This window comes from Dehalococcoidia bacterium (assembly GCA_041653995.1).
GTDB lineage: Bacteria > Chloroflexota > Dehalococcoidia > GIF9 > UBA5629 > CAIMUM01.
This window is the reverse complement of record JBAZEK010000008.1, coordinates 22,091-28,437: the sequence shown is the minus strand read 5'-3', so window position 1 is coordinate 28,437 and position 6,347 is coordinate 22,091. Positions and strand designations below refer to the sequence as shown.

General features: G+C 53.4%; 11 protein-coding genes. 2 read left to right on the top strand and 9 right to left on the bottom strand.

All coding sequences use genetic code 11. From position 1 onward, the window contains the following. The 9 genes from WC359_12840 to WC359_12800 all read right to left on the bottom strand — a co-directional run. A partial coding sequence (locus WC359_12840; protein MFA5401327.1) for a hypothetical protein occupies window positions 1-977 on the bottom strand: 977 nt, incomplete at its 3' end. A 21-nt stretch (window positions 978-998) separates the two neighbouring features. Continuing rightward, window positions 999-1,430, bottom strand: coding sequence for a hypothetical protein (locus WC359_12835; protein MFA5401326.1), 432 nt, complete (start codon window positions 1,428-1,430; stop codon window positions 999-1,001). Then, window positions 1,427-1,681 (bottom strand): hypothetical protein, encoded by a 255-nt coding sequence (locus WC359_12830; protein ID MFA5401325.1) that lies wholly within the window; start codon window positions 1,679-1,681, stop codon window positions 1,427-1,429. The genes WC359_12835 and WC359_12830 overlap by 4 nt, the downstream gene beginning before the upstream one ends. Then, window positions 1,678-1,902 carry a hypothetical protein gene (locus WC359_12825; protein ID MFA5401324.1) on the bottom strand — a complete coding sequence of 75 codons (225 nt, stop codon included), beginning with the start codon at window positions 1,900-1,902 and terminating at the stop codon, window positions 1,678-1,680. The genes WC359_12830 and WC359_12825 overlap by 4 nt, the downstream gene beginning before the upstream one ends. Before the next feature lie 86 nt (window positions 1,903-1,988). Next, window positions 1,989-2,198 carry a helix-turn-helix domain-containing protein gene (locus tag WC359_12820; GenBank protein ID MFA5401323.1) on the bottom strand — a complete coding sequence of 70 codons (210 nt, stop codon included), beginning with the start codon at window positions 2,196-2,198 and terminating at the stop codon, window positions 1,989-1,991. After that, window positions 2,195-2,758 carry a class I SAM-dependent methyltransferase gene (locus WC359_12815; GenBank protein ID MFA5401322.1) on the bottom strand — a complete coding sequence of 188 codons (564 nt, stop codon included), beginning with the start codon at window positions 2,756-2,758 and terminating at the stop codon, window positions 2,195-2,197. Before WC359_12815 ends, WC359_12820 begins: the two co-directional genes overlap by 4 nt. Next, a complete protein-coding gene (locus tag WC359_12810; protein MFA5401321.1) occupies window positions 2,755-3,390 on the bottom strand; it encodes a class I SAM-dependent methyltransferase in 636 nt (211 codons plus the stop codon). Before WC359_12810 ends, WC359_12815 begins: the two co-directional genes overlap by 4 nt. Continuing rightward, window positions 3,383-4,171, bottom strand: coding sequence for a glycosyltransferase (locus tag WC359_12805; GenBank protein MFA5401320.1), 789 nt, complete (start codon window positions 4,169-4,171; stop codon window positions 3,383-3,385). Before WC359_12805 ends, WC359_12810 begins: the two co-directional genes overlap by 8 nt. Continuing rightward, window positions 4,168-5,343 carry a glycosyltransferase family 9 protein gene (locus WC359_12800; GenBank protein MFA5401319.1) on the bottom strand — a complete coding sequence of 392 codons (1,176 nt, stop codon included), beginning with the start codon at window positions 5,341-5,343 and terminating at the stop codon, window positions 4,168-4,170. Before WC359_12800 ends, WC359_12805 begins: the two co-directional genes overlap by 4 nt. 108 nt (window positions 5,344-5,451) lie before the next feature. Here WC359_12800 and WC359_12795 point away from each other — a divergent pair, with 108 nt between their 5' ends. Both WC359_12795 and WC359_12790 read left to right on the top strand, forming a co-directional pair. Further along, a complete protein-coding gene (locus WC359_12795) occupies window positions 5,452-5,961 on the top strand; it encodes a hypothetical protein (protein MFA5401318.1) in 510 nt (169 codons plus the stop codon). Beyond that, the gene (locus WC359_12790; protein MFA5401317.1) at window positions 5,948-6,265 is read left to right on the top strand and encodes a hypothetical protein; all 318 of its coding nucleotides are present in this window, start codon (window positions 5,948-5,950) and stop codon (window positions 6,263-6,265) included. Before WC359_12795 ends, WC359_12790 begins: the two co-directional genes overlap by 14 nt. The last annotated feature ends 82 nt before the right edge of the window (window positions 6,266-6,347 follow it).

Below are 6,347 nucleotides of genomic sequence, written 5' to 3'. Positions count from 1 at the left end.
AAGCCTCCATCGTCAATCTCATCATCCGGTGGTTGCGGCACTACCGCCGGGGGCAGTTGATAAGGGCGGCGTTCCCCCGCCAACATGCTGACGCGTGGCGGTGTCCAGCGCCCCTTGTTTGCCATGATGTCATAAGCCGCCGCCGCTACCAGCGCATACTCCTCTTTGCTCAGGTTGCGGATAATCTCCGGGTTGATGCCGGCAACCATCTGACTTACATTGGTGCCGAAATCCTCTATGCGGGCGGTGAACTTATACAGAAACATGGCAAAATTCACACCCTTTTTACGCATGGACTTCGTGAAATCCCACCAGATAGTGCTACTGAAGAAGCTGGCAACCAGTATAATCTGCTTCTTTTCATCCAGGTTGCCGTCATCGCCCACCCCTATCATCAAAAAGCGGGGCTTGGTTTTGCAGAACTTCTTCCCCTTTTCATCGCTGCGATTGGCGGCGCACTGTGAACACGCCTCGCACAGCGGGTTCCAACCATCAAAGGGATTCGGTGGCACATCATAGCTTGCGGTGATTCCATCCTCACTCCAGCATGAGGGGCGGTCGGCGCCATCAAACCAGCAACTGCGCGCATTGGGTAAAGCGCAAGGCACGGCACCAATTAGGCAATCGGCGGACTCTATGATTTTGCCGACTGTGGTTACATCGCCGCCCTCACCGCGATAATACTCACCCGGCACATGCAGGTTCTGCTTGGGGTTGGCGGGATCGGGGATTGCTTTTTGCAATATCTTCCACCAATCGCTGCCCTCCACCCCACTGCCCATGCCGGTTAATCTGTCTATCACCTTCGTATGCTCGGAATCCAACCCTTCCCTTAATTCCACCGCACCACCCTGGGCGATGAATGAATCAAGGTCAAACTCCCCTACTGCCTCCACTGCTACCGGGGGCTTGCTTTCTGATGTGGGAAACATCGCTGTATCTTCGGTTCCCTCTGCATCCTTCGTTCCTCTTGCCATCTCTGTATCTCCTTGTTATGTCTAGCGCACCATTGCGCTGGTTATTGCTGTGCCTATCGTTATCGGCGTTTCAAGTAATCGCCGCAACATCTCGTTCAGCCTATCCATCTCCGCCAGGGCGGCGTCCACCTCTGCCATGTCGTAACGGGAGCCGGACTTATTGACGGTTGCCACGCGGTATAAGGCGCCGCGTGCATCAATAGCGCGCTGCTCCACCTTTTGACCGGCGCTCTGATAACCACGCCCCGTCTTAATCTCCAGCTCCAGCGTTACCGCTCCCTGCCCCCATACCGTAAAATCCGCCCGCCCCGCCACTACTGACAGGTTGCGGCGCTGGCGATAGCCTAACTTCTCAATGTGGTGCTTAACCGACTTGCAGGCATCAGCGTGCTGCTTGGCGTTTGATTTTTTATCATAATACCTGCCAAGCGCCTCTTCTAAATTATCGGTCATACCGGCTCCTTGAATAGTGGTTTTTGCTTATCGGCGGGGCAGGTCTCAAGTTCACCGATGCCCAGCTCCAGACTGCGAATCAGGGGGTGCTTACATATCACCTTGCTATGCTCCTTATTCGCCGCCCAATAGATGCAGGGCACGCCACGAAAGCCGCAGATGGGGGTGATTTCCCGCTGACGCTCCGCCGCTGCCCTGTTCTCGGCAATGCGGCGGAGGTGAGGGGAGTTGTGGTGGAACTTCACCCTCAATCATCTCCCCTCTGAAAATTATCAAGGTCGCCGCGGATCTGGTCGCTTGCCTTGCACGCGGCGAGGTATTGGTCGCGGTAGATACGCTTGCCCGTCTTGCCGTAGAAATACAGGGCGGTCGCTTTGGTGGACTCGGCATGGCGGAGGCTGGATTGCAGGTTGCGCAGTGCCCCCTGCGCCAGCCGGTCGGAAAATAAGTGGGTTTGGGATGCTGTGATCATTTTCATATCCTTTCAAAATGTGTTTATGATTAATCATATATCAGTTGTTTGGGGGATTTTGTGATGTAGGTCACAAAACCGCAAATTTATTTTTGCCCGCAGTATCCCCGGAGCTTTGCCGCCCAGTCGCCATAGCCTTCCCGCTCCCAGTAGTCCGCCAACGCCCCCCTATCCCAGCGATGCTCACGATGCACAAGGTCAGGGCTGGGCGGTGGCAGCCTGCCATCCTTCATCATCCGCCGCACGGTGCGACTATCGCAGCCCAGAAACACACAAAGCTCGGATATGGTTATCATGGTTTTCTCCACCACGCCAGCCGAGTATGCGGGATTTGCATGGCGCCAGCAAATAGCCCGTTGACCACGCGGCATACTGTGTCAAGGTAAGGTTCGCCATAATCATGCCACACTATTACACCACCACTGCGCACACATTCCACCGCCACCAGGCTATCATTTAGCACCTGCGCCAGCGAATGACCGCCGTCCACAAACACCAGGTCAAACTTACCAAGCCATCCGAATAACTCCAGCTTGGCTTGATTAAGCAATCCACTGTCATGATAGAATCGCTTGGCATTGGACGCCACTATCACATCTCTTTGCTTGCCTATATCGTAATAGGGGCGTTCACACGGTATATCCGGCAATTCGGGAAACAACCCTGGCGGCAAGTCCACTGTCGCTACCTGCACCGCCGGAAAGTTCTGCGCTATTGCCTGCGCGGTATGCCCCCGGAATGTCCCAATCTCCAGCACTTCGGTTGCCTTTAGGTTATCCACCAGATTTAAGAGCGCAACCTGCTCCTCCTCGGTAGTGCCGCCCACCTCATTGCAAAGGCATAGGTTATATTTCATACTGACCTCCAAATCAAGGCAGTCCCCCGCCAACTGGGTATCTCATACCACTCGGGTTTAACTGCATGGATGAACGATTCAACCGCCTTGCGCACACCTGGCACATCCTTATGGTTCATATCATCCACCACTATTACGCCGCCGGGCGCAGTATGAACCCATGCCCATGCTAAATCATCCAGCGTCCCCTCATAACTATGATCCCCATCCACGCTGCATATCCATGCCTCAAACTCCAGCTTGTGCGGACGCTTGTGCATGTGTGGGTATCCCGTACCGGGATAGTTTGCCCGCATCCATCGCTGCCAATGCCGCACGCTGCCCGTTATATACTGCTCATTGTCAATCGCCAATGCCGTGATAGGCACCGGCTTGCCCTGTGCCAGCCGCGCCTCTGATGCCGCCGCAACCATTGTGCCGATACTGTATCCGTAACGCACGCCAATCTCTATGATTGGACAGGTTGGATGCTCCTGCGCCATCAATGCCGCCAGCGCTGCATACCAGCGATAGGTGTTGCCATTGACGATAAAGTCCTTGCCTTCATCCCGGGGGTGAATAAGCTCCTTGATATACCCCAAATCATGCGGGTATGCCTGCGCCAAATCAATCACATCTTGTCTATTAATCACTGTATATCACCTTTTCCCAGCGCTCATACAACCGCGCAGTATCTATTCGTTCCCACACATACCTATCATTTCCATGTGCGGTTGCCACCGATTGACCGCCATAGTGCATGACCGCCATATTAGCAGCGCTCCAAACCTCATAACCAAGTTCCCGCATGGCATAGCTTATATCCCGGTCGCCACAATATATGCGGTATCCATCATCATAGTAAAATCCCCGCTGCGCCTTGACCGCCTTCAATGCCTTCACATTCAATAGAACCGCGCTATGTGTTACCCAGGGCTGCGGTTTGCTTTCAAGGCATTCATCATAACCAACCGCCCCACTTAATACCAAGCCATGCGTCTCTATGGTCTGACCATCGCGGCTACCACTCCATTGCACGCGCAGGATGCCATTTGAATCATAATTATACAGCGCGGCATGGATAGCGCCGACATGCGGCAAACTATTGGCAATCCCTTCCAGCACTTTATATTGGGTCAATTCGGTATCGCTGCCCAGCAAAAATATCCACCCCAAATCAGGATATTTACCCAACGCATATTCAACCGCACCATTCCATGCGCCGTGTATCCCGCGATGCTCGGCTGTAACAACCTCAAGTTGCGGCATCTTTTTAACCATGCCGGATAATGTGCGACCTACCATCGTTTCATCCGGGCTGCCATCATCCCAAACCAATACCGGCAAGTCCGGTTCATACTTGGCAATGCTTTTAAGGCACATCTGCGTTAATACCGGCTGCCCATAAACGGGCACTACACATAGGATTTTCACGCCAACCCCCTTGCTTTCTCTATAACCTTCGTTGCCATACCAGCGAACCCCTGCGCATATCCCAGCTTATCCGGGCATAGGCAAGGCATGGATAAATGCTCCATGTCGGGACCAAAGCAGGGATGGATTGAACACACGCCCTCAATATGACGGATACGCGCCGGGCGTCCGTGCCATTGCTTTCCGTCAGTGGGGCAAAATAAACCGATGGATTGAATGTCCAGCAACCTTGCTGCATGTAAAGCCGCGCTATCAGGAGCGATAATCAGATCAGCGCAAGCAAGCAAGCATAGCCAATCAGTAACGCCGCCCAATGACCTGCTGCTGGATACCTGCACCCCTGCCGCTTTCATGGCATCAACGGTATCTTTAGGCAGTCGTTGGTATCTCCCGACAAGCTCCTCACTTAAAGTCAGCATTACATGGTAATCTTTAGCCAGCCCTATGCACATGGCGGCTATCTCCGTTGGCGGGGGCGTTTTGCTTATGGTGCTGCCGCCCGCTTGAATTACGCATAGCGGTTTATAATCATCCCACAGCGTCTTTAGCTTGTCACGGTGTGTCTGGATTTTCTCGGCGGGCAATGTTAGCACCACATTATCCAGCAACGACAGGGGCAGGGGCAACCACGTTACACGCGCCCATATATCCACGCCAGCCAACCGCACATCACCCAACCAATGAATATCCCTCTCGCATTCATCCCATACCAGCACTGCATCATACCTCTCAAGCTCCTTCAGTAGCATGGGAACCGCGTGCCGCGCTACCAGGTGCGGCATATATTCCAGCACATCAGCATAACCAGCATCACAGGCAATCCCCACCTCATGCCCGGCATTGGTTAAGTGCGCCGCCAGTTCCGCCATCATCAACACATCGCCCAGCCCACCGTAGCGCAGGATAAGAACCCGCTTGTGCATTTGCCCCAGCCGCGTCACCACCCTGTCGCAGAGCTTGGGCAAAAGCCCCGCCGGGCGCAGGCAATGCCGACAAAGCAGCACACCCCGTTCATCAATCACCGCGTGCTTGGCTTGCAATGTGGCGGGCACAAGTCCGGCATCCATGATGAACTTGTCCCCTTTCTGCAGGTGAATCTGGCGCTTTCCTTCGCCGATAAAACACTCCGATTCAGCCTCCACCACCGCATATTTCTTTATTCCCTCAATCATGTGAAACCTCCTTGCCTTCATACTAATATATTGACACAGCTTGTCAAGTAAAAATTTAGCTTGACAAGTAAAATCGGCTATGGCTATAATAAGGGCAGGAGGTTGAACATGAGTAACTATGTTGATGTTGTAAAGTTGGCTGCTATGGTCAACATTGAACGTGACCATATGAGTAATGCCCTGCGCGGCAAGGCATTCCTACCCAAAACCTGCGCCACTACGGTTGACCATGAACTATTCGGTGATGATCCCAACTTCGCTGGCCGGTGGACAAAGCGGGTGCGGCTGACTTATGATCCGGTGCGCCAGCAGGAGTTCATTAAAGTCGGGTTAACGGCTGATGTGCTACAAAAGGAGTGGCATCTTACCACCCAGCTTTACGCGTGGCAAAAGATTGTTGGCAATAGCTGGATTGATGGGGTGCGCTGGAAGACCCTCACCGAATTGATTAGCGGCAATGACGCATGGAGCAAGCTATTCAAGCTGCTCAAAGTTGCTGATGAGCAATTCCAGTTGGTCAAGCCAGCGGTGGATATTAAGCCGCGCACCCCTGACCCACTACCCCCCAAAGAACATCAGGCGCCGGGCAGGAAGGTTAAGCGTAATGCCGCCGAGTAAACAGCAGGAGCCGATTCAGTGGACGGAGCGCGAAGCATTATTGGTTGCCACTGCCGCTGAACTGGCACGCCAGGCTATGCAGCCTCCCCTGGACGCATTGGGGGGGATAGTGGAGGGCATCGGCAGGAATGTCATATCTATTAGTAATGACATTAAGCTCGGCGATTTACGGATTGCCGCCGCTGCCTGCAATGAGAATGACCGGCGATGGCGCAAACGCACCATGCTATCCAATGGGCTGGGATTCGCCGCTGGACTGCTATTCGGAGCGCTGCTTGCATTGAAGTTACTCGGGATATTTTAGGGGCAACCCTAAAATTCCCCTTGACTTCTTTATATTATTGATTAATGATGATTGATATATCAATCATCATTAGAAAGGATGC